The organism is Corallincola platygyrae, from assembly GCF_039544265.1.
Lineage (GTDB): Bacteria > Pseudomonadota > Gammaproteobacteria > Enterobacterales > Neiellaceae > Corallincola > Corallincola platygyrae.
The window spans coordinates 21,125-41,201 of sequence record NZ_BAABLI010000028.1 but is presented as its reverse complement, the minus strand read 5'-3'; the positions used below and the strand labels follow the sequence as shown (position 1 = coordinate 41,201).

21 protein-coding genes are annotated in these 20,077 nt (G+C 48.5%); 2 read left to right on the top strand and 19 right to left on the bottom strand.

Translation table 11 applies throughout. The annotated features are described in order from the left end of the window. Positions 1-223: 223 nt before the first annotated feature. The 13 genes from ABEA14_RS16630 to ABEA14_RS16570 all read right to left on the bottom strand — a co-directional run bounded on the left by ABEA14_RS16630 (position 224) and on the right by ABEA14_RS16570 (position 10,979). Positions 224-502, bottom strand: a complete 279-nt coding sequence (locus tag ABEA14_RS16630; protein ID WP_345341555.1) for a polyhydroxyalkanoic acid system family protein — start codon at positions 500-502, stop codon at positions 224-226. Between the two features lie 40 nt (positions 503-542). Next, complete coding sequence (locus ABEA14_RS16625; protein ID WP_345341553.1) at positions 543-1,019, bottom strand: YchJ family protein; 477 nt, start codon at positions 1,017-1,019, stop codon at positions 543-545. 45 nt (positions 1,020-1,064) lie between these two features. Continuing rightward, positions 1,065-2,063 (bottom strand): oxygen-dependent tRNA uridine(34) hydroxylase TrhO, encoded by a 999-nt coding sequence (gene trhO, locus ABEA14_RS16620; RefSeq protein WP_345341551.1) that lies wholly within the window; start codon positions 2,061-2,063, stop codon positions 1,065-1,067. A 165-nt stretch (positions 2,064-2,228) separates the two neighbouring features. Continuing rightward, complete coding sequence (locus ABEA14_RS16615; RefSeq protein ID WP_345341549.1) at positions 2,229-2,423, bottom strand: YwbE family protein; 195 nt, start codon at positions 2,421-2,423, stop codon at positions 2,229-2,231. 31 nt (positions 2,424-2,454) lie between these two features. Then, a complete protein-coding gene (locus ABEA14_RS16610; RefSeq protein ID WP_345341547.1) occupies positions 2,455-3,054 on the bottom strand; it encodes a DJ-1/PfpI family protein in 600 nt (199 codons plus the stop codon). Positions 3,055-3,137: 83 nt separating this feature from the next. Beyond that, the gene (locus tag ABEA14_RS16605; protein ID WP_345341545.1) at positions 3,138-3,866 is read right to left on the bottom strand and encodes an esterase family protein; all 729 of its coding nucleotides are present in this window, start codon (positions 3,864-3,866) and stop codon (positions 3,138-3,140) included. A gap of 122 nt (positions 3,867-3,988) precedes the next feature. Beyond that, a complete protein-coding gene (locus ABEA14_RS16600; RefSeq protein ID WP_345341543.1) occupies positions 3,989-4,975 on the bottom strand; it encodes an acetylxylan esterase in 987 nt (328 codons plus the stop codon). A 118-nt stretch (positions 4,976-5,093) separates the two neighbouring features. Beyond that, a complete protein-coding gene (locus ABEA14_RS16595) occupies positions 5,094-6,866 on the bottom strand; it encodes a tetratricopeptide repeat-containing diguanylate cyclase (protein ID WP_345341541.1) in 1,773 nt (590 codons plus the stop codon). Then, positions 6,866-7,135, bottom strand: coding sequence for a hypothetical protein (locus ABEA14_RS16590; protein WP_345341539.1), 270 nt, complete (start codon positions 7,133-7,135; stop codon positions 6,866-6,868). The genes ABEA14_RS16595 and ABEA14_RS16590 overlap by 1 nt, the downstream gene beginning before the upstream one ends. Positions 7,136-7,220: 85 nt before the next feature. After that, positions 7,221-8,015: an SAM-dependent methyltransferase gene (locus tag ABEA14_RS16585; protein ID WP_345341537.1), complete on the bottom strand. Its 795-nt coding sequence runs from the start codon at positions 8,013-8,015 to the stop codon at positions 7,221-7,223. Then, positions 8,002-8,508, bottom strand: a complete 507-nt coding sequence (locus ABEA14_RS16580) for a GNAT family N-acetyltransferase (protein WP_345341535.1) — start codon at positions 8,506-8,508, stop codon at positions 8,002-8,004. Before ABEA14_RS16580 ends, ABEA14_RS16585 begins: the two co-directional genes overlap by 14 nt. A gap of 131 nt (positions 8,509-8,639) precedes the next feature. Further along, the gene (locus ABEA14_RS16575; protein ID WP_345341533.1) at positions 8,640-9,911 is read right to left on the bottom strand and encodes a pepsin-like aspartic protease; all 1,272 of its coding nucleotides are present in this window, start codon (positions 9,909-9,911) and stop codon (positions 8,640-8,642) included. A 45-nt stretch (positions 9,912-9,956) separates the two neighbouring features. Further along, positions 9,957-10,979 carry a DMT family transporter gene (locus ABEA14_RS16570; RefSeq protein WP_345341531.1) on the bottom strand — a complete coding sequence of 341 codons (1,023 nt, stop codon included), beginning with the start codon at positions 10,977-10,979 and terminating at the stop codon, positions 9,957-9,959. A gap of 526 nt (positions 10,980-11,505) precedes the next feature. Between ABEA14_RS16570 and ABEA14_RS16565 the strand changes: the two genes are divergently transcribed. Together ABEA14_RS16565 and ABEA14_RS16560 are read left to right on the top strand one after the other, a co-directional pair. Further along, the gene (locus ABEA14_RS16565) at positions 11,506-12,252 is read left to right on the top strand and encodes a hypothetical protein (protein ID WP_345341530.1); all 747 of its coding nucleotides are present in this window, start codon (positions 11,506-11,508) and stop codon (positions 12,250-12,252) included. A 210-nt stretch (positions 12,253-12,462) separates the two neighbouring features. Then, on the top strand, positions 12,463-13,278 hold the full coding sequence (locus ABEA14_RS16560; RefSeq protein ID WP_345341528.1) for a mechanosensitive ion channel family protein: 816 nt from the start codon (positions 12,463-12,465) through the stop codon (positions 13,276-13,278). A gap of 51 nt (positions 13,279-13,329) precedes the next feature. Here the strand turns inward: ABEA14_RS16560 and ABEA14_RS16555 are convergent, their stop codons facing one another. The 6 genes from ABEA14_RS16555 to prpC form a co-directional block, all read right to left on the bottom strand. Beyond that, entirely contained in the window at positions 13,330-13,821 is a 492-nt protein-coding gene (locus ABEA14_RS16555) for an FKBP-type peptidyl-prolyl cis-trans isomerase (RefSeq protein WP_345341526.1), read from the bottom strand. Positions 13,822-13,926: 105 nt separating this feature from the next. Continuing rightward, positions 13,927-16,347, bottom strand: coding sequence for a penicillin acylase family protein (locus ABEA14_RS16550; RefSeq protein WP_345341524.1), 2,421 nt, complete (start codon positions 16,345-16,347; stop codon positions 13,927-13,929). Between the two features lie 185 nt (positions 16,348-16,532). Continuing rightward, entirely contained in the window at positions 16,533-16,838 is a 306-nt protein-coding gene (locus ABEA14_RS16545) for a high-potential iron-sulfur protein (RefSeq protein WP_345341522.1), read from the bottom strand. A gap of 162 nt (positions 16,839-17,000) precedes the next feature. Beyond that, complete coding sequence (locus ABEA14_RS16540; RefSeq protein WP_345341520.1) at positions 17,001-17,186, bottom strand: hypothetical protein; 186 nt, start codon at positions 17,184-17,186, stop codon at positions 17,001-17,003. 193 nt (positions 17,187-17,379) lie between these two features. Beyond that, complete coding sequence (locus ABEA14_RS16535; RefSeq protein WP_345341518.1) at positions 17,380-18,828, bottom strand: bifunctional 2-methylcitrate dehydratase/aconitate hydratase; 1,449 nt, start codon at positions 18,826-18,828, stop codon at positions 17,380-17,382. Positions 18,829-18,856: 28 nt separating this feature from the next. Continuing rightward, positions 18,857-20,002 carry a bifunctional 2-methylcitrate synthase/citrate synthase gene (gene prpC / locus ABEA14_RS16530; protein ID WP_345341516.1) on the bottom strand — a complete coding sequence of 382 codons (1,146 nt, stop codon included), beginning with the start codon at positions 20,000-20,002 and terminating at the stop codon, positions 18,857-18,859. Positions 20,003-20,077: the final 75 nt, after the last annotated feature.

The following is a 20,077-nucleotide window of genomic DNA, read 5'->3' as shown; positions in this document are numbered from 1 at the left end:
GTATTATGTGAGCGATATCACATACAGGCTATGCTGTTGTTACACGGATGTAAATGAATGGTTAATGACAGTTTTCAAGAAAAAGAATGTTGAACGTAGCGTTTTACTACAGAAGAAGAGATTTAATTATTTATTTCAGTGTATTAGCTTTTAAAAAAGCGATAGCTAAAGTTCTGGTCTGAACAGTCAGGACACAGCGTATTTGGCTGTGCCCGCTCAAAACTTAGCCTAAAAGTTTATCCAATTGCTCGTTGATAGAGTCTTCAATACTGCCTCTGAACATCGACAGCATAAACCCTAGCTTGATGGAGATTTCCAGATCAGTTGCAGTCGGTTTCAGGTGGCCATCGGCACCACCGTCATGGCGAAACACCAGATGTTCTTCGCGCCACGCCCATTCAATCCCGTATTTTTCCGCCAACTTGCCTGCAATCTGTTCGCTGAGTTCGCGTATTTTTTCGTGTCCCAACTCGTGGCTGCGAACTACCAAAATTGTTGCCATATTTTCTTCCTTAAAGGTCTTGCCTTGGTTTTAACCAAGGCTAACTGCCGCAGCAGCGCTTAAACTTTTTGCCACTGCCACAGGGGCAGCTATCATTTCGGCCAATATTGAGCGTATCGGGCTGTTTGAAGTCGCCGTCTGTGTAGACCCAGTGACCCGCCAGTTTTGCAAAGCGGGAATGCTCTCGATGCACCATCACCCGTTTCCCCTCGTAGAACCAGGCAGCAAACTTAACCCAGCCAGACTCATCCAACACACCGCCCTGCGCAGCTTCCACCTCAAGCTTCAGCCATTTACTACGTCGGGCTGACTCAGCAAAATCTTCCGGCTGGTCATCGCCCCTAAAATCGGGGTGATAGGTATCAAACAGGTACTGGCCCTTTGCCATAGCAAACGCGCTATAACGAGAGCGCATCAGTTGTTCGCAGGTTTGGGGGTGTTGCTCACCGAGGTGGTATGGCTCACAGCACTGCTGATAACTTTGCTGAGAGCCGCATGGGCATAACGGGTTTTGCATCTTCTCTCTATTAAACAGCCGTAAAACGAGGATCAGGCGAGCACTTTACTTGTTTGCGCCCACTTTTGCAGCCAGTTGTTGCTGTTGTTTCTTGCGCGCCTTATCGCTTTTACGTTCCTGCAGGGTTTGACTGGCTTCGCTTCCGATGTGGGACTCGCCCCGGCGCTTTGCCAACTCCACCTGTTTCTGACGCTCAGCAAAGCGGGCGCGTTGCTCTGGTGTGGTTTTGTCGTAGCAGTGCGGGCAACTCACACCCAGCTGAAACTTATCACTGAGTTTGTCTTCCTGAGTGATCGGCAGGCGGCAGGCATTACACATCTCATAGCTGCCGTTATTTAACTGGTGATCTACAGTAACGCGCTCATCAAATACAAAACATTCACCCTGCCAAAGCGTTTCCTCTTCAGGTACCTCTTCAAGGTACTTAAGAATCCCACCCTTCAGGTGATAGACCTCATCAAACCCTTGCTCTTTCAGGTAAGCGGTCGATTTTTCGCAACGGATGCCGCCGGTACAAAACATCGCCACTTTCTTGTGCTGGTTTTTGTCTAGCTGATTCGCAACGTATTCGGGAAATTCACGGAAGCTTTCTGTGTTTGGATTCACAGCTCCCTGAAACGTACCCACGTTGATCTCATAGTCGTTACGGGTATCAACCAAAAGTACATCGGGGTCACTGATCAGTGCATTCCAGTCTTTTGGCTCAACATAGGTACCTACCACATGGCGCGGATCGATGCCCTCAACGCCCATGGTCACAATCTCTTTTTTCAGCTTCACCTTGGTACGGTGAAAAGGCGCCTCTTCCGTGTATGACTCTTTGTATTCAATATCGGCCAGTCGAGAGTCGCGCTTCAGCCATGCCAGCAGATTGTCGATACCTTCTCTACAACCCGCCACAGTGCCGTTTATGCCCTCACTTGCCAGCAACAAGGTACCTTTGACCTGATATTGATTCATGGCATCGGTTAATGGTTGGCGGATCGCCTGGTAATCATCTAAACGAACAAACTTGTACAGGGCACAAACAACAATCTGAGACACAACAACTTCCTACAAATATTCACAGCCAACTGGAGCGTAATTCCAGAGCAATTTGGTCGGGTATTATAGGGGAATCGTAGAAAGGAACAAATGATAACGGCGGAGGGTGAACAACCGGCGGTTAAAATAGAAGTATAAATAATATAAAAGCCAGTCATGAAGAGACTATTCGATAATCTCCTGCACCCGCCCAACTTCGCCACTGTCCAGGCGCACCTTAATGCCATGAGGGTGTGTTGGGGAACGGGTTAATAGATCTTTAATAACGCCCTCAGTCAGCTTACCGCTGCGTTGGTCCTGCTTCTGAACAATAGCCACAGGTAATCCAGGATGTAACTGACTGCGATTTGGTACTGCCATAATACGCCGACTCCTCTTAACCTCTGGTCGTTTACTCCGCCCGCCAGGCATCGCTGTGGTATTCCATCACCTTGATAGTCTGCTCTGCCGCTTGTTCACCAAACAATTTGGCAACCATATACAGGCTCATGTCGATACCCGCGGAGATCCCGCCCGACGTAACGATATGGCCATTATCAGTAAAGCGTGCTGATTTTTTGATGTTAGCATCGGGAGCCAACTCTGCCAGCAACTCGAAACAGTCATTGTGAGTTGTCGCGTCTAATCCAGCCAGTAAGCCCGTCTTAGCCAATACCAGAGCACCACTGCAAACAGTAAGAGTATGCACCGTGGTTCTGGAAACGCCGTCTATCCAAGCCAGTAGCTTTTCATCACTCAGCAGTGCGCGTGTGCCGTTACCACCGGGGAGCAGCAGAATATCGGCTTCATCATAATCAGAATATGCGGCGTCGACATTCACCGACAAACCGTTTCTGGCGGTGACACACATGCCGTCAACCGATACCAGTTTAACGTCCAGCAGCTCGCCACCCTGCTCTTCATCGGTCACACTGAACACTTCAAAAGGACCGGCAAAATCCAACACTTCAACACCATCAAACATCAACATCAGCAAACGATACTTCGCCATAGCAACTCCGTTTCCTAACCTCTGACAGCACTCTGATTCAAGATAACTTGGTTATCGATACACAGGGTTACAGAATTTCTGGTTTACAAATACACGGGCGCCATTCGCCGCCAGTAATAGCCACGATGGGCGCGCTCACCCCATACATGCAGCTGATTAGCGATACCTTTGCTCCACAAGATCTGACTGAGCAAACGATTGTTGTCGTAGAAAGGGTCCTCTTCCCCTATCACCAACACAATATCCATCTGCTTCAAATGGTGCAGACGCCACCCACAATCCAGATTAGGCAAAAAATGGGTCGGCGTGTGGTAGTAGATATCTTCGTTGTAAAAACCACTAAACAGATCACTAAAATACTCCACGTTCAGTGTCAGGTCGTAACGGCCCGAAAACGCGGCGAGCTTTTTGAATAGATGAGGATGCCGAAAGGCGATGTTTGCGGCGTGGAAGGCGCCGAGACTGCAACCGTGAGAGATGACACATTCATGCTGATTTTTCATCTGCATAAACGGCATCACTTCATTAAGAATGTACTCTTCGTAGGCTTTCTGGCGGTCAATACGACCCTGAGGGTGGGCCCACCAGCAATAGAAACTCTCGGTATCAACACTATCAACACAGAACAGCTGTAACTGCCCAGCTTCAATCTTGTGTCGAACCGATTCAACAATGCGGATATCTTCATATTCATGAAAACGCCCACCCCGGGTTGGAAATACCAAGACCTTGGCGCCGGCATGACCAAACACCAGTAATTCCATATCCCGACCTAACCGATCACTCCACCACTTGTGATACTCCCGGTTCATTGCAACATCCCTGCTTCCTTCCGTTAGATAATCTGTTGTGGGTGATGAACACCCCTTACCCTAGCCCTCTTCCCCAAGAGAGTTCAAGAGGGTTGGATTAGAGATTCACTAATCCCTTAACCCTATAGTGAACTAAAAAAGCGATTCAACTGGTCCATCAACTCGTTGTTTTGAATCGCCTGACGCGGATATTCGTGATGACCCGCATCCAATACCATCAACTCTTTCTCTCCGGGTACTGCGTTGTAAACGGCGAACTGGCCAGGAGGCGCAACTGCAGGGTCAAAACGGGCACAGGCAAAATGCACTGGCACCTTGATCCGTTTAGCTGCAGTAGCCGCATCGAAATACCCCAGTGTACGCAAAGTTATTTCAGGATTATGACGATAGAAACGCCTCACGGCCTGGCCACTGCCACGGGTACGCAGCGTTAAACGTAACGGTTGGTGACCAAAGGTAGGCACGTTGTAATGAGCACGTGTTATGCGCGGGTCGTACGCGGTGGCCATGGCACCAACGCCACCTCCAAAACTGATACCCAAATAACCTATATGTCCTTCGACTTGCGGGAACAACCTGAGCAACGAGGAAATACCCAGCCATACATCATCAACACAGCCGCCAATCACATAGCGTGTTGGATCATCAATGTTGTGCAAAACATGGTATTGAGGATCATTGGATATTGGCGCTTTTTGGCTCAGCGACAAGCCACGAAAACAGGGAAATAGTAGCGCTGCATCAGTAAACGGCAGGTTAAAGTCCGGCGCATCACGACCGCCGTAACCATGACCAATAACAAACGCGCGGCGCACATTGCCGGAGCGCGGCAGTAACAGCCAGCCACGAATAGGAAAGCTCTCGGTGGAGGTATATTCAATTTCGCAAACGCGCCAACCCAGCCAATCTCTGTCTAGGTCTCGAAGCGTGGGGCGTGGTGACCAGTTCATGGCGTATTGGTAGCGCTTTTGCCAGAACCGGTCGAAATCTGAAGGTTCGTCAGACGGCTCTACAGTCAGCAACTGCTTCAGACTGTAGCCGTAGCTGGGGTCAAACTTGTAGGGATGCTCTTTAATCAGCGCATCATCTTCTTCAATAAACTCAAGCACGATGACCCGTCCTACCCTTAAACACGGTGAAGCTATCAGTGGAGTCGCATTCAGTATCAACTAATATAACAAGCTCCACCTGACAAGGCTCCCACAAATAGCAATTAAAACAGGCCTATCAAATACCGGCTCCCAGGTTGTTTAGTCCATCAAACTTAGGCGATACGCTCACCCGGTTACGTCCGTGCTTCTTAGCCAGATATAGTGCTTTATCCGCATCGGAGATCACTGCACGACTATCAAATCCAGCAACCGATGCCGCCGACACGCCAAAACTGGCGGAAACAGAGAAGCTGTGACCCGATGGAGTGCTGTCGATACGGGCGATCGCCGCTCTGCACTTCTCCGCAACACGGGCGGCATTTTCAACATCACAATCCGGCAGCAAAATACCAAACTCTTCGCCACCCAAACGGCCAACCAAATCAGCACGACGGCCACTGCTGGCACACACCTCACCTACCATCTGTAATACCCAGTCACCCGCCGGATGACCAAAGCTGTCGTTGATACGTTTAAAGTGGTCCAGGTCGAAGATAATAAAGGCGACGTTCTGATTGCTGGCTTTACCCACCTGCAGCGCTTTATCCAGCTTTTCGGTGAAATAACGGCGCGATAGCACGCCAGTCAGCGCATCGATTTCAACCTGTTTTTTCAGCTTCAGCTGGTGTAACTTGGTTTTATAAACCCAGAGAATAAGGACAACAACAACCATTAAGGTCATCATTAAATAAAGACGATTATTTTCTGCTTCTACTTTGGAGACTTTGGTTTCTAGGTCTGACAAAGCTAACTGTTCATTTAATGTCTCAATCTTTCTCAGTGACTCTTCGGCTTTAAGCTTTGCTGAATAAAACGCAACTGCAGATGTAACGCGTGTGTGTTGTGCAGTTTCGTAAACATTTTGGTAGGATTTTAAATATTCTAGCGCGTTTTTTTTGTCTCCAAGACGTTCATAACTTTGATACAAAACCCTATAAGCATTTATTTGAGAATTATAATTACTTTTATCTGAATCATATTCGAGAGAGAGCTCTGCATATCTTATACTTTGTTCTAATCCTCCATTTTTAAGCCAAGCCTCTGCCATGGTCGAATACCAGTAACCCAACAAGTTATCATACTTAGTGGATATCACACCCTCTAAATCAGAGACTAGTGTCTGAAGCGCCTCTATTGAGCGATTATTTTCAACCAAATTATGAGTAATAAACACAGTCGAAATATAGGCCAGTATATGCTCGCCTATGTCATGGCAATATCTAACATCATCGCTTCGCCAATTCTGATCGGCAGGCATTCTTTTAAGTCTGAACTCTAGTTCTGTATCCACAGTGAGTTTCAAGCACCGACTTCGCTCTGCAACGTTATCTAGATCGAAGCTATTGATAAAGTTATCTGCCTCTTTGTACAAGCCTGTTCTGAGCAAATTATAAGCAAATAGCAACGTTGCATCGTGCCTCAAACCAGGCTCAACATCCGAGTATTTCTCATGAGAAAAAGATAAAGCATATTGATAGGCTTTCTCTGTTTCTCCAAGAACACTATATAAATTTGATAAAGATATAAGGCTTTTAAAGGATGCTTTTGTCGAATGCTCTTGGTGTAGAACCCTCTCATATATGTCTACTGCATTTTGAGTTTTCCCCGTTCTTGAGAGGTAGAAAGCCCAAAGGTAATCATAATCAGCTTGTTGACTCGCGCTCAGATTAAAGTTGGAGTCAGATATTTTTGACAACAGATCTTTATAAAGATTAATTTCCTTTGTTCTGGCAGAATCAGCATTAGCTAATAATTCGTCAATATTTTGCGCTTGAGCCAAAAAAGAAAATGCGAGCGATAGCATTGCTGCTACCACCACGCATATTTTTCTAAGAAAATGAATAAACATTAAATTGCTTTCAAGAAGTTCTGTGATTCTTCTTTATCTTCTTTCTTTTCTTCGCCCTCTTCATCTTCGGGTTTTTCAGGGAAAAGAACGCAATATACATCCCCATTGCTAAGGTCTGCCAATCGCTTGGGCTCACGACTAAGAATTGCTGCTTGCTCTTCTTGTGTCAGCTCATAAGACTCCATCACTTCAATCAGCTCTGCTTCACTCATTGCGCGAAGCTTTGCGCTTGAACCAAACTCAACTGCAAACTTAATAAGGTTGCTCATTTCACTTCCTTTTATGTGTTTTGGCCTAAGGCCGTTTCTATTAGAATGGAAAGCAAACTTCACTTTCCACTTTAAAACTCATTATTTAAGCTTTTTCTGATAAAGATTTAATGCGTTCTATCATCTCAAGGTTACGTTTTAATGGCTGGCTGGGCGGTATCACCAAGGTTGTATGCATAGCCATAGGCTGCTCGGCCAGTTTCTCCAATAAAACTTCGTCTGAACGCATATCTGCAAACGGCAGTGTTGCTGCCTCGTATAAAACAACCTTGTGACCCGCAGGATAAGTTTCTAGCAGCAGTTCGACCAATAGACGAAGGTAACGCGCATCGGGTTCAAACCTTGTCATCGAGAGGTCACCTGCCATAGCTGGTTGCCAGATAACAAGATAAGCAGAAGGATCGACACGCCTTTGGTGGTACATAAACTGACTGGCAGCAAAATGCTGACACCCTACATCACCAGGGTCGATGCCCAAATCCGTATAAAGGCAGTCTTCTGCCGAGATACCCGGCTCAAACGCGACTTCGATGCTTAGCCTTCGTGCTTCTCTAACCAGCTCATGAGGCGCCCAAGCAAACACACCAGGGTGCCCATAAAATGCAGCACACACGCTTTTGCCATCATTGACGGCGGAGAGCACTGTTTCCACCATCAATGCGTACGTCTGCTCGCGAGAACGACCTTCGCCATAAAACTGCTGCAAGCTATAAAAATTTGGATTTAATGAACTCAGCCATGCCTCGCTCGCACTGTGTGAAACTGACGCAAAAACGATATCGGCCTCTTCGATATAACTTTTCGCGATGGGCGTAATATGTGCCCCCAACATCATGCCTGTTCCAACAACAGACAACCTACCCGATTTAATGGAGTGCACTGGTAAATGACTCCTTATTGATAATCCATTTGCCTGCTGGAGGATGGCTAGCAATAGGCTGGTCAAATTGGAAACCTAAACGTTTGCCAAGATTAATTGCTGCCAGATTTGAATCTTTGATGTTGGCTACAACGCTATCTTTTTGCAATTCACTAAATGCATGCTCAAGCACGAAGCTCATTGCTTTATCAGCTAGCTTTGGCGATCGGACATACCTTCTCATCATGATGCCAATCTCAGGCTCACCTTTAGAGCCAAAAATCAGCCCAATCAATCCAACTTTAGTATCGTTGTCTTTTGTGATGCTCCAATAGGTGAAAGCGGGATTAGATTTACTTGCTTCAGAAAGAACAGATGAAAAAAACTCTTTCGCTGAACTGGTTGTCAACGGATAGGCGATATGGCGCATCACATCTGGATGCGAATAGAGCTCTTGGAACAGAGGAAAGTCCTCTTCAGCCAATGGTGTTAGTGTGATCCCGAAGCCTTGCATTTAGCTCTCCCCGATCTTTTTATGTCGGGTTTTGTCATCTTGCCCAAAAAGGGCTGAAGTTATGCTCAGTATTTTCTATCACTCTATGCTGGTGTTAACAATCTCCTAACACCAAAAGTGTCTGCAAATCACTAAATTTCCTCAACTTGCGCACGTTTAGCTGTTCGAATAACACCCAACTCATGTTCGCTGCGGTCAAACACACAAAAATAGTTACTTAGCAGTGGCAGCCCCAGAATGGACTGATTAGCCCAGCCATCTATTTGACCAACCACAGTAAACATGGCTTGGCCCTCACCTGGCGCATTGATTTGCCAGTAGTGGGTGGCAGGACAAGTTAAGGTAACGTCACCATATTCCCCTTCCATCACAAAGTGTAGATCTGGCCAATGTGGCAGATGCAGTTTGCTCATTGGCATCCCTTTTAGCTGACGGGCGGCTTTTTGGCCTTGGGTGACCAGATCCAGCAAGCCGGGCTCAAGTTTGCTCAGACAGTCGGTAAAGTACTGATACATGGGATCGGTCAACACCAGGAAGCTGGAGCCACAATCAAAGATGCTATTGCTTTGGTAGCTCTTTTCATACTTGGGCTGAATACGTTCAACATCCATCGCTTCAAACCCGTCTACCTGAAACTTCTTGATGCGGGTGTTGTAGTAGACATCATGTACCACTGAGACCGCTTCCAGTTCACCGTGGTAAAGGTGGGTATGCTCCTCGCCACCGCCCAGGATCAGGTAGCCTTTATTCAGCGGGTCATGAAGCAATTCACTTTCGGCTTCGTGCAACTCTGTCATGTGATAGAAAGCGCGCTGGGTATACAGCGCGAATTTATTGCTGCAACGTCCATCCTCTTCCATCGCGGTAAAGTACGGCGTGATATGCACAGTTGGGTATTGCTTAAACAGGGATTGGAAACTCTTTAGTTCGCTGTGATCCGCCACCGCATTAAACGGCCAGGGATAGGTATGGGCCGGGTTACTGCCCTGCTGGTGCAGGTAGTCTGACATATCATGCACGGTATCGAGTGGCGCGTATGCCAACCCCCAGATACCATCGGCCTCAAAAAAGTTTCGCTGCGGCTCTTCAACAATCAGCGCCAACGCAACATCGTCTAACACCACCTGTTGCTCGTCATGGCCTATGCCGATTTGCGAATGCACGACGGGCCCAGCCCAACCGCCCGCACCGTAAGCTATCGCTTGTGCCAGCGGCGTCGGTTTCAGGTGCGCATCCTGATCCGGCTGCACTTTATCTGCCCTAACGGCCAACGCTGAACTGCCAGTATCGAGCAGCACATTCACCAGTCGTTTTTCGCTACCCACATAAATGGGTGCTGTGTAGCCACCCTCTGCGTAAGCCATGGTGATGGGTACAACGACGGGTGCCTGTGCTTTGCTCATCTAGTTTTCCTTTGTTCTTTTCGTTGTTTTGTATTCGTTGTTCGTTTAGTTGTTGGCTTTGGAGGAAGAAAACGGCGCTATGGTCAGCGCAATACCCAACAGGATAAGGCTACTTGAAACCAGCATCTGTGTGGTGAGCAATTCATCCAACCAGATCACACCTCCAGCAGTTGCCAGTACCGGAACGCTGAGTTGAAGCACGGCAGCGACACTGGTTTTCAGATAACCCAATGCGCTATACCAAACCGCATAGCCAACACCGGAAGCCAAACCACCGGAGAATACCGCCAACCACAGACCTTCTGTCTCTATAACAATGCGTAAGGAGATATGGGTGTCTACCGAGGCAAGGCTGTAGAGAAACAGAAGCAAGGGTGGCAACAGCACCAGCCAGAGCAAACTGATGGCAAAGTTATTACGGGTATCTAAAATCGGTTTGGCGCTTTGTTTGCCCGCCAGGGTATACAGCGCCCAGGCAACCCCCGCCAAAAACATGCCCATCGCACCCATGGGCGACCAGTCAGCAAATTCGAACTCTGCCGGAACCAATAGCCAGAACAAACCCAATAAAGCGGTTAGCGCACCAACCAGTTGCCAAGCACCAAACTGCTCCCCTCCCCGTTTGGCCGCCACAAAAAGTGAAAGCTGGACAGTCGCAAACAGAATAAACGCCCCCGTGCCGGTATCCAGATACTGGTAGGCAAACGAGAAGCCAAGGGCATATAGCATTAACCAAAGCCCTGGTAGCCAGCGCAAAAGGAAATGTTTGGGCTTGTTAACCGCTGCTTTATCAGCAGCATCAGGTTCGCGAGTCGCTACCGTTTTCTGATTTGGTAGAGCTAAACAGATAACGAATAGCACCAGGGTGCCGGAAAGTAGCCTGATAAGTGTAAAGGTGATGGGATCTGAGATCGCACTATCTCTGGGAAAATCCGCCAATGCCAAACGGCATAGTACCGAGTTACCGGCAAAGGCGAACAACGCCAGTGCAACTAAACCCCAGCGAGAAAAATGTGACCCGTAACAAAAATGACTGACGATGGAGCCTCCAAAGAGCGGTGATCGCAAAAAAGACAGTTATCGCTAAACCATTGTTATGGCGTTATATGAACAAAACCAAGGTCACTATTAAAAAAAATTTTTTATTTTCTTCTAAAGCAAACACTTAAATAAGAATGCTTCTAACTCGCTGATTTAAATGTCAGAAATTTAGACAACCAGTCAAATGTTACATAATTGTTATGTTACTTGTAACAGAATATCAAAATACCCGTGGGCATCATCTGATAGAACGCCTATAATATCCCGTGGATGGCTACTTAAGTTCCACAAGGAAGAAATTGGTAGAGCAGCGTCAAGTCGCACTCCCGTTTTCTCCCTGCGTTCCTAACCTGTGGGTTAAGTACTTAGCTATCACAAGATAAATAACGCTTGTGAAAGCTCAGGGTCAAACGAAGTGATTTGTGCGCTCGGTAGTCATCTATGTAGTAGAAGAATGTCCTTGCATCGCGTGTAAAAGGACACATTGGAGAAAGTGGTACGTACCCGACAGGAATGAGTATGTTGTTGCGGACGTTTCAAGGAGCTCAATACAATGATTCTCAGTTATAGAGACATCTTCTTGGTACTATTTGGTGCCGGGTTTGCAACCTTTGTGAACTCAGTTTCCAGTGATTCCGAGGAGATCGCTCAAGCAATCCCAGTAACACAACCCGTAGCAATGGAAGCTACTGTTGTGCAAAAACCTCTCGAAGTTGAAGTAAAACAAGCGATTGAAGTAGTCCCTCCCCAAGCTGCCGAAACTCAAATATCTTACCTGGTCGCATTCGATAGTGATGCAAACCTGAGTAATGCTGAGCGTTGGTTCCTGGTGGCTGACTATTTTTCAAAGCAAGAAGGTGCAACTGCACCCAACTATGACCTGAGTCAGCCAGCGTTGGCGGCGACATACCTTAACGGGCTCGTCATCAACAGCGAGCTGAGCATCAAAGACAGGCTGACCGTAGCCGATGCTGTGAAGCGATTACAGAACGAACCCAGCCAACCCGGTGTTGCTGAGTATGTTCACACGCAGTTGCATCAAATAGCCGATCCAGAACAACAGGTCTTAGCCCTCCATTTACTTCATGGCGCCACTGAAGAGCATATGCTGGACAATGTCGTGATGCTTTTGGACAGCGACCGCAGCGAAGTGCGCCTTGCCGCACTGGAAGTGCTGGTCGCAGCACCCTACAGCGATGAACTGGAAACCCGTTTGCACAAGCTTTATCAGAGCGACCAGTCTGACGAAGTGAGCGAACGTGCGTTTGTTGCGTTAACTAAATACCGCGAAAGTCCCTGATTTTCTCTCTATCTAGTTAACCATGACCGGGCTATTTGCCCGGTTTTTTGTATGTGCAGCTTTTGCAGCTTGAACGCCGTTGAGCATACATGGCGGGGTTACGATTTCCCAACGGCGACTTTCACTAATTTCCTTTCCTTTTCTGTCATTTAGCCCAGAACTGACATATTTTTAATAGCAACAGTCGCCACAGCTGAGCAATGCAGTGAGATGGAAGAAAACATTGAAGAGTTTCAGAAGTATTATGACCTGATTGCTGATTTTCTCGTTGAATACAGCTTTCAATTGCTAGGTGCTATTGTCGTCCTGCTTATTGGCCTTTGGATAGCAAAGAAGGTCGGTATCTGGATCTACAATTTATGCGTAAAACACAGCGTTGATGTGACCCTGGCAAATTTCTTAGCCAACCTGGTCAAGATAACCATCATAGTGATGGTGGTTGTGATGACCCTGAACCAGTTGGGTATCGCCATCACCCCGTTTGTTGCCGCCATTGGTGCCGCATCTCTCGGTGCAGGTTTAGCGTTTCAGGGCATGTTGTCCAACTATGCGGCGGGCCTGACTATCATTCTGACCCGTCTGTTTACCATCGGTAATACCATTCGGGTGCAAGGCGTTCATGGTGTGGTTAAAGAGATTAACCTCGCCCATACCCTGCTTGAGAATGAGGATGGCGAGCTGATCATGATCCCCAATAAACATATTGTTGGGGAGATCGTGCATAACTCTCAGGCCGACCGGGTGATTGAAGCAGAAGTGGGCGTTGCTTATGACTCTGATATGGATGCTGCGCTTGCCGTCGTTAAGCAGGCTATCGAATCAGCGCTAGGGGATGAAGAACTACCCGAGCCTGAAGTAGGTATCGATCGTTTCGATGACAGTGCCATTGTTATCGGCTATCGCGTGTGGGTTCCCAGCCTGGATTACTTCACACATAAGTATGAGATAAACAAAGCCGTGCTGGATGCGTTGAGAGTAAACAATGTTCAAATTCCCTTCCCTCAACGGGTGGTACATCAGGCATAAAAACAGAAAAGCCGGCAACAGCCGGCTTTTTATCAGGACCTTTCAGGCAAACTAACAGCAGCCGCAATCCTTTTTGTCTTGCTGGTGGACGTGGCCATGTTCAATTTCATCGTCTTGTGCGCATCGCACTGCTTCAACAGAACCGGTGAATGTCAGCTTTTTACCAGCCAGTGGATGGTTACCATCTACAGTAACGGTTTCGTCACCTACCGCCGTAACAACTACGCGCAGAGGGCCCTGCTCTGTTTCAGCAGTAAACGCCATACCTTCGAGGATCTCTTCGGTTTGCTGGAAAGCTGACTTTGGCACTTCCTGGATGAGCTCTTGCATCACTTCGCCGTAGCCATCTTTTGGCTCTACGATGATGTTAAAAGACGCACCCGCTTCCAAACCAGTCAACGCATTTTCCAGTCCAGGGATCAAATTGCCGCTGCCATGCAGATACTCAAGAGGCGCACCTTCATTAGATGCATCCAGGATTTGGCCATCGGCGTCTTTTACTTCGTAGTTAATAGATACGACTTTGTTCTCTGCAACTGTCATCAAATGTCCTTAGCGGTTAATCGTCAGCTTGGTGACGCCGATAGCATTGGAAACACCAACACAATCTTGGTTTTAAGACGCCAACTTCACGTTGGCTTACCTTTGCTAATTTGGGTCAACCGGTAGCAATTTCAAGTTGTATTTGGTTTTTTGTGGCAAAAATGGGCTGGGGTTACCATTTACCCAATCATCGTGGCCAGCACGATAGAACTCTGACAGCGGATGACCACTCTGCCCCGTAGGCATATGGAAGATGCCGTGCTGCTCCCGCCCCGGTGCAACAACCATACGCTGAGATGCACCAAAACTCTCGCCCTGAATGCGAACCACATGTTTGCCATCGCCCGCCATCGGTTGTTTAGGCATATCTAACAGAATGCCTAAACCAGGGATGACCTTGCTAAATGGATGCTGCAGATGAAGCTGATTCACCTGACCCCAACCAGCCTGCTCAGTACCTTTACCATCGACAAACGTTGCCTGATAGGCTGCCTCGGCACTTGCCAGCAGCAAACCCTCCCAGGTTTTGTATTCAGGGTTAAGCAGGTGTTCAGGTTGCTCGGTCACCATCAACCACAATGCGTTGTCGATATGGTTGTCGATTTTGCGGACACTGAAAGCTTCGTACTCTTTATCTTCCAGCGCTTTGGCTATCGGTCCAAGCGTGCGGCTTAGTACTTCATCATGATAAGCACTGACAAGGCGATAACTGACCGAATCAACTTCTGCTTTTCCTTGCCACTTCGCCAACGCCTCCAAAATCGCTTTGCTAAAAGGAGGTTGCGGTTGAATATCGACAACCGCCTTGAGATGCTCGGCCCAGAAATCATACAAGCGGTTGTGAGTACTAAGCTGAATATCCAGCAGGTCCTGCTCAGTAAATTGCTGCTTTTGCTTTAGCTGTTCGGCGATAGAACCAGCTCGAATACCGATGTCATATCCACCGTCGCCAATCAAAGGATATAGTTCATCCATCACTACTTGGGAATTGGCGGTCCACAGCACGCCATTATGCTGCGTTGAGGAGACCAAGGGATAAGCATCAGCACTGCGATAGCTCGTCCAGTTCAGGCTTTGTTCAGACCAATCCTGTATCCACTGCTTGTCTTGCCAGTCTCTTTGCGGAATAGGCCCCATGATTGACCAGTGCAGGCGACCATCTTTATCTGCAAGCATCAGGTTTTGTGCGGGTACACCACTGTTAGCCGCAACAATCAGCGCCTCTTCTGTATTTCTAGCGTGTACCATTGCCAGCATGTTTAAGTTGGCACCTTCGATATCATGGGCAACCCAGCGATAGGCCAACAAGTTACCTTCATCATCTTCACCAATGACTGGGCCCCATATGGTGTCCCTGACAATAAAGCGTGTGGTCTCTTGTCCGACAAGAATGGTTTCATCGTGGTAGGTAAAGGGTTGCCAACCCTCAGGGGTTAAATATTGGCTACGACGGTCGTCAGTAACCAACTGGATCACTTCGCTCCAATCGCCGTAACTATTGGTAAATCCCCAGGCGACATCGCCGTTACTACCCACCACCATGGCGGGCGCTCCAGGCAATGTGGCGCCTGTTACACGGCGACCGTCCTTCAAATACCAGCTGGCTCTGTACCAGGTATTGGGCACTCGAATACCCAGGTGCATATCGTCAGCCACTATGGCACCGCCATGAGACGTTCGGCTACCATCGACACCCCAGTTATTACTACCCGGAACACCTTCATCGTGCCAGCGATAAGCCAACGCCATGCGCTCATCATCGCCATTAGAATCATCATCGTTTTCGCTCAGCGTAGCGAGTAGATCACTCATGGGTATAGTCGGCAGTGTTAAAGCAGTTGTAACCTTGCCCGCCAGTGGCGCTTCCCAGGTTGGCAAGCCTGATGCAGTTTGCGAGACAGGTTGGGGCCTCAGGAATTCAAACCAGTCAGCGGGTAGGTGCTTCTGCATAAATGCCAGCGAGCGTTCGTAGCCGCCGTCATGGTTCTGCAGATCTACGTACATGGAAAACAGGCAGAGCAAGCTATCTTCTGGCTGCCAGGGACGGGGAGATTGCGATAGCAAAAGGTATTCAAAAGGTCTGACAGCCAAGCTATCCCGTCCACTATTCACCCCCCGGGTATAAGCAATCAGCTGCTGTTTTAACGGTTCCGGCATGGCGGCGATGGTGCGAGTTGCACGCGCTCTGAACCTGTGAGTCCGCATCGCCTGGTCCCAACTTAGCGCAGCTTCTCCAAACAATTCCGATAGCTCACCCGCGGCATTTCGACGTAAGAGGTCCATCTGAAAAAAACGGTCCTGACCATGCAGCACTCCCAGCGCGAATGCTCGATCATTCTCTGATTGCGCCTGAATAGTGGGAACACCCAATGCGTCACGCTCAATCGTTACGCTGTGCTCAAGTCCGGGTAACGCCCACTCACCTTCGATGGTGGGTAAACTGGCGCTCACGACAAAGTAAACAGCAGCGAGGCTGGCTGTTATCAGAATCCCTATCGCAAACAGTAATCGCTTTGCTAATTTCATCATTAACTCGCGTGGAATTTTTATAGAAATAAATATGTTATGAAAGCTAGCCGAACTGACACAGCTTGAAAATGGTGTTGTAGGAATTTTCTATGACAATGTAAGAAAAGCGGTGCTGGCTCTCATCGGCGGGGGCAAAAACAAATGGCCCTTACGGGCCATTACACTGCGGGTTGCATAATCAGTTAGGGCTTTTTCACCCAACCGGCACACCAGCCCTCGGCAGCAACAAGCTTGCCTGGGAACAGATTACATGGGCGCCATTCATCACCAGCATTGCCGGTCAGGTGCATGCAGTTTTCGCAATTCTGACCTTCAACTTCACTGGCGTGAACATATTTGAGTGCTTTTGCCGTGGGATCGTCCAATGACAACTGCGGCATGTCACCGGCATAGGCTACTTTTCTTAATTGGGTACCAACCGTAACCCCTACCAAACCTAACGAGGCATATTTGAGGAAGCGGCGGCGATCTTTCTGATTAACGGGCATTTTATTATTCTCCGTGGATAACCACTGTTTTGTACTGTAGCCGGTTAAGAATAGTTCAATATAGCGCTGAGGATTGTGAGATAACTCGTTGATTTTATAACGAGCCGCTTTTAAAAACGAAAAAGCCCGGCGGGTGCCGGGCTTAAAATCGGAGAATGATTCTTATTCGTGGCCGTGGCCTTCGAAAAGTTGGTGAACGACCTCTTCTGCCTCCAATCCGCGCCGATAAAGTGGCTCAAGTTGACGGTGGGACATCTGACAAGCCTGGTCTGCCATGGTTGGGTCATTTTCAGCAGCAAGACGAGCGATTTGCTCGCGCCAAGTGATGAAATTACTCATACTAGCCATGGTAACCTCCTCTAAATCAAGAAGTTGAGTTCGAATTTAGGCGTAAAACGTAATCGCCTGCGAATAATTTTTTCATATGCTTTGACATCGGAAAGCTAAAAATACTTCAAAAAAAATGGCGAATCGTATACTAATTCGCCATTTTCAATGCCCCGATCACAGAGGTGAAAAATTAAACACCCGTTTTAACTGTCTAGATCACAAACAGCTCACAGAACATATTGACAGGGGTAGCCTCTAGGGCTTTCTGGTCTAAACAAAGTGACATGATCTTGTCGCAGCGCCCTTTAGGAAAGCGGGTTTCGAGGTTACGGCGGAACTTGGCTTCAAGCACCGGAATGCCCTCTTCCCTTCTACGGCGGTGGCCGATTGGGTATTCCACTTCTATCTTGTCGGTGCAACTTCCATCTTTGAAGTAGACCTGCAGTGCATTGGCAATAGAGCGTTTATCTGGATCGTGGTACTCCTCGCTATATCGGGTGTCTTCCACAACCTCCATCTTGCCTCGCAGTTCGTCAATGAGTGGGTTAGCACTGTGGAACTCATCTTCATAATGCTCAGCGACCAGATCACCAAAAATCAGTGGCACCGCAGTCATATATTGCAGGCAGTGATCACGATCCGCAGGGTTGGCCAGTTCCCCCTGTTTCGAAATAATCCGTATCGCTGATTCATGGGTGGTAATAACGATCTTGTCTATCTCATCCAGACGGTCTTTCACAGAGGGATGAAGCGTCACTGCGGCTTCACACGCCGTTTGTGAATGGAACTCTGCCGGGAACGAGATCTTAAACAGCACGTTTTCCATCACATAGCTGCCATAAGGTCGCTGCAACCGGAACGACTTGCCTTTAAAGCTGACATCGTAGAAACCCCAACCGGGAGCAGTAAGCACACCCGGTACGCCCATCTCACCACGAGTCACAATATCTACCAGCCTGACCGCGCGCGATGTCGCATCCCCTGCCGCCCAGGATTTTCTGGAGCCGGCATTGGGTGCGTGTCGGTAGGTGCGCAGTGCCTGACCATCCACCCATGCATGTGACAGTGCGGCAAGCATCTGTTCGCGGTCAGCACCGTGTAACTTGGCCACGACAGCTGTCGAAGCCACCTTCACCAACACTACATGGTCAAGGCCAACGCGGTTAAACGAGTTTTCCAACGCCAGCACACCCTGGATCTCATGGGCCATCACCATGGCTTCAAGCACATCTCGCATAGTCAGCGGAGCTAAGCCTGATGCCACCCGTTTCTGGGAGAGATAATCTGAAACCGCGAGTATCGCGCCCAGATTATCTGAAGGGTGCCCCCACTCCGCAGCCAACCAGGTGTCGTTGTAATCCAGCCAGCGCACAATACAGCCGATATCCCACGCCGCTTTGACCGGATCTAAACGCAATTGTGTACCAGGTACCCGTGCACCATGTGGGACGGTTGTGCCCTCAACAATCGGGCCTAGATGCTTGGTGCACTCAGGAAAACGCAAGGCGAGCAAACCACACCCCAGTGTGTCGATAAGGCAATTACGGGCGGTGTTCCACGCCTCTTCACTCTCGATTTCATAGTTCAGAACGTAATCGGCGATCTCTTGCAGGATATCGTCGTAGGGAGGCCTTTCATTTAGTTCTACGTTTGCGCTCATCTCTAAATTCCTCGTTTTGTTGTTTTTGTTATTCGGTTGGGATCGCGCTTACACGCTGCTCGATTGGCACCCACGAGCGAGGCTCAGGGCCCGTATAGTCGGCACTTGGACGAATGATGCGGTTATCTGCACGTTGCTCTTTTACATGGGCTGCCCACCCGGCAACACGAGACATCACAAAGATGGGGGTAAACAGTTTGGTTGGGATCCCCATGTAGTGATACGCGGAGGCATGGAAGAAGTCAGCATTTGGGAACAACTCTTTTTCCCGCCACATCACCTGTTCACAGCGTTCGGAAACATCAAACAGTCGTGGCGATTCAGCTTCTTCACTTAAACGTTTCGACCACTGTTTAATGATGGCATTGCGTGGATCGGAGGTGCGGTATACGGCATGACCGAAGCCCATGATCTTCTCTTTACTGGCCAGCTTATCCATCAAGACCTTTTCTGCGTGCTCAGCGTCAGTCATGGTTTCAATTAGCGCCATTGCTGCCTCATTGGCACCACCATGCAGAGGGCCACGTAAACTACCAATCGCGGCAGCGACACAAGAGTGCATATCGGACAAGGTTGAAGCACACACCCGAGCGGTAAAGGTCGAAGCGTTGAACTCATGCTCGGCATACAAAACCAACGACGCATGCATCACGGCCTGATGCAGCTCACTGGCCTTTTTGCCATGCAACATGTGAAGGAAATGGGCACCAATACTGTCATCATCAGTGGCCGTTTCGATCCGTTTCTCATGATGGGAGAACTGGTACCAGTAACAGAGAATACCTGGCAGGGTTGCCAGTAAACGTTCTATCGCTTCATCCTGATGGCTGAAATCGGCCTCGGTTTCAAGATTACCCAACACTGAACAACCAGTGCGCATCACATCCATCGGATGGGCATTGGCGGGGATCCGTTCTAATACTTCTTTTAGGGCTAGCGGTAGTCGGCGGTGATGGCGCAAACGATGATTGAACGCTTCCAGTTCGGTCACCGTCGGCAATTCGCCGTATACAAGTAGATAGGCCACCTCTTCAAAGGTAGCGTGGGCCGCCAGCTCTGAAATGTCATAACCACAATAGGTTAAACCTGAGCCTGACTTACCGACAGTACACAGGGCCGTTTTTCCGGCGACCTGACCACGCAAGCCAGCGCCACCCAATGCTTTTTGAACCATTGTTTCCTCCATAATCTTTTAAGTGGTGGTCTGTCATTGCAGCCAACCGTTATTTTTCGATATGGAAGTCGCTGT